This is a genomic window from uncultured Thiocystis sp. (genome assembly GCF_903866365.1).
Lineage (GTDB): Bacteria > Pseudomonadota > Gammaproteobacteria > Chromatiales > Chromatiaceae > Chromatium.
Window position 1 is genome coordinate 1 of the sequence record NZ_CAIPNF010000241.1, and the last position, 2,601, is coordinate 2,601.

Consider the following 2,601-nt stretch of genomic DNA (forward strand, 5'->3'; position numbering starts at 1 on the left):
CAGACGCTTCGTTCATCGCTTCACCCCTCGGGTGTTTCGCAGCACCAAGGGTAGAGGACATCGCGGAGCGTTTGCCAACCTTTAGCCAGCTCGAAAACCTACTGAGTCATGTGGTTTTGGCCGGAGCGATGATCGACGCCTTGCTGTAGACAGATGTTTATGAGTTTTGTTCCCATGAAATGTCTGGATGATAAATACGAGATCTATATTATGTTTTTGTCATCACCGGCACGGCGGCATCCTCCTCAAGCCTCTCCGACAGCCAGCACGTCGGCGCCGATTCTTTCTTCCATCCCAGCGTTGGCATCTTTGAACGCGAGGCGGATAGCGAATGGATCCACAGTCTGCAACTGGGGCGCCTCTATGTGCTTGACCTGCCGAATCTGTCCGGGCAGGAGGAGTTGCAGTGGATGTATTCCGAGGCGTCGGCGAGCTGGATCCTCTGGAATCCTCAGACCCCTGGATTCATCTATCAGGATCTCACGAACATGATCTACCAATACAACCCGCAAACGCTGCGATTCGACAGACGTCCGGAACTTGATTTTTCGGTCTTCACGCCCGCGACCGAGCCGGCGCTCTGATCACGCCGGATGACGCCCACGGCATGAGCGTCCAATGCAAACCGCGGCGGACGCTCGCGTTCGGGATGGGCCAGGCCGACATTGCCTCACGTTCGTTGTATGCCTGACGCGGCCACCCATGACATTGGTATCGTCGTCATTGAGGATCATGACGATCTGCGCGAACTGACCGTCGATCTGCTCGCGTCTCAGGGTTATTGGGTGCGCGGCTTCGACAGTGTCGAGGCGCTGTCCGAAGCGTGCCCACCGCCTGTTTTCGAGATTGCGCTGCTCGACGTGGGGCTGCCCGGCGAGAGCGGGCTGGCGCTCGCCGAGCGCCTGCGCGCCGTGCAGACCGATGTCGGCATTCTGATGGTGACGGCCCATGGTCAACTCGACGAGCGGATTGCGGGTTACGACCGTGGCGCGGATCTCTATCTCTGCAAACCGGTCGCACCGCAAGAGTTGCTGGCGGCGGTGGCCGCGCTCGCACGGCGCCTGCATCACCCCGAGCCGGACGAAACGGATCTTGCGCTGGATCTTGATCGGCTGCTGCTCGTTGGCGCCTCCGTTGAAATTTCCCTCAGCCTGGCGGAAGGCGCGGCGCTTCAGGCGTTTGCCATCGCGCCGCGACGTTCGCTTGAAACCTGGCAATTACTGGAGCAACTGGGCAAGCCGCTGGACGTTCACGGCAAGGCGCAGCTTGAAGTGTTGCTGTCGCGTCTGCGTAAAAAGCTCATCGCGGCAGGCGCGCCCGCGCCGGCCATCAAGGCCCAGCGTCAATGCGGCTACCGTCTCTGTCGACCGCTCCGGCTGCGCTGATGCGCGAGGCCAGCGTCGATACTCTTTCAGCAGCGCCTGACCAGACGGCGGCGGGTCGAACGCGGTTCAGGCGGAGACCGGCCTTGAGGCAAAGAGGTTCAAGCCCAATCGCTCGGAAAGAAAACGCGCCGTGAGTTGCCCCTTGACGCTGTTTCCGGCCGCGTCGAGCGGCGGGGCGAAGGTCGCCAGGCCGCCCTTGCCAGGCGCGACCACGATCAGGCCGCCGCTCACCCCGCTTTTGCCGGGCAGTCCGGTGTCATACAGCCAGTCGCCCGAATTTTCGTAAAGCCCGGCGGTGACCATCACCGCCAGGACATGCTGACAGTGAATGGGGTCGATCACGGATTCCCGAGTTAGCGGGTTGATTCCGCCATTGGCCAGGGTCGCCGCCATGACGGCCAGATCCCGCGAGGTCACGCGCAGCGAGCATTGACGGGTATAGATGTCGGTCGCCTCGATCGGGTCGAAGTAGATCGAATCGTAGGCATTCAACAGTCTGGCGATCCCTTCGTTGCGCTGATTGGCCGACATTTCGGATGCATACACCGCCGCGTCGATCTCCAGCGCGCGTCCGGCGAAGCGCGAGAGTCCATCCCGAATGAACCGCCATTTGTCCTCGGCGCTGGCGCCGGGCGCCAGGCTGGAGGTCGCGATAGCGCCCGCGTTCACCATGGGGTTGGTGAGTCCGTCGCCCGAGCGCTCGACGGCGATCACCGAGTTGAAGGGCAGACCGGTACTATTCACGCCGAGCTTGCGCCGCGCCTCGTCCTCGCCGATGGATTGGCAGATCAGGGCGAAGACGAAGGGCTTGGAGATGCTCTGAATGGTGAACGCATGGCCGGTATCGCCCACCTCGTACACTTGACCGGAAGTTCCGGCGAGACAGATGCCGAACAGGTGGCTCGGGACCGCCGCCAGCGCCGGGATATAGTCCGCATTCCGACCCTCGGCGCACGGCCCGAAGCGAGTATGGGCTTCGTCGACCAACGCCCGTACCTGATCCGGGGCGGGCAGATGGCCGGTGGAGATGCAGTCGGGAGCGATTGGCATGACGAAGGTGGGCAATGTCGGTGGCGGCTAGGAGCCTGTCCGACTTAGGTCGGACGTCGCGGCGAAGCCGCTCTGGAGGCTGAAAATCAAGGTGACTTTCTCATCAATGGGTCATTGAATGGCCATTTTTCACGACATCGACGCCACGTCACGCTGTTTTCATGGA

At 61.8% G+C, this 2,601-nt stretch carries 3 protein-coding genes; 2 read left to right on the top strand and 1 reads right to left on the bottom strand.

What is annotated here, in order from left to right; all coding sequences use genetic code 11:
• Nucleotides 1–365 precede the first annotated feature (365 nt).
• Complete coding sequence (locus tag QZY07_RS13280) at nt 366–584, top strand: hypothetical protein (RefSeq protein ID WP_295403445.1); 219 nt, start codon at nt 366–368, stop codon at nt 582–584.
• Nucleotides 585–683: 99 nt separating this feature from the next.
• A complete protein-coding gene (locus tag QZY07_RS13285) occupies nt 684–1,385 on the top strand; it encodes a response regulator transcription factor (RefSeq protein WP_295403446.1) in 702 nt (233 codons plus the stop codon).
• Nucleotides 1,386–1,451: 66 nt separating this feature from the next.
• Here the strand turns inward: QZY07_RS13285 and glsA are convergent, their stop codons facing one another.
• Complete coding sequence (gene glsA, locus QZY07_RS13290) at nt 1,452–2,435, bottom strand: glutaminase A (protein ID WP_295403449.1); 984 nt, start codon at nt 2,433–2,435, stop codon at nt 1,452–1,454.
• Between the last annotated feature and the right edge of the window lie 166 nt (nt 2,436–2,601).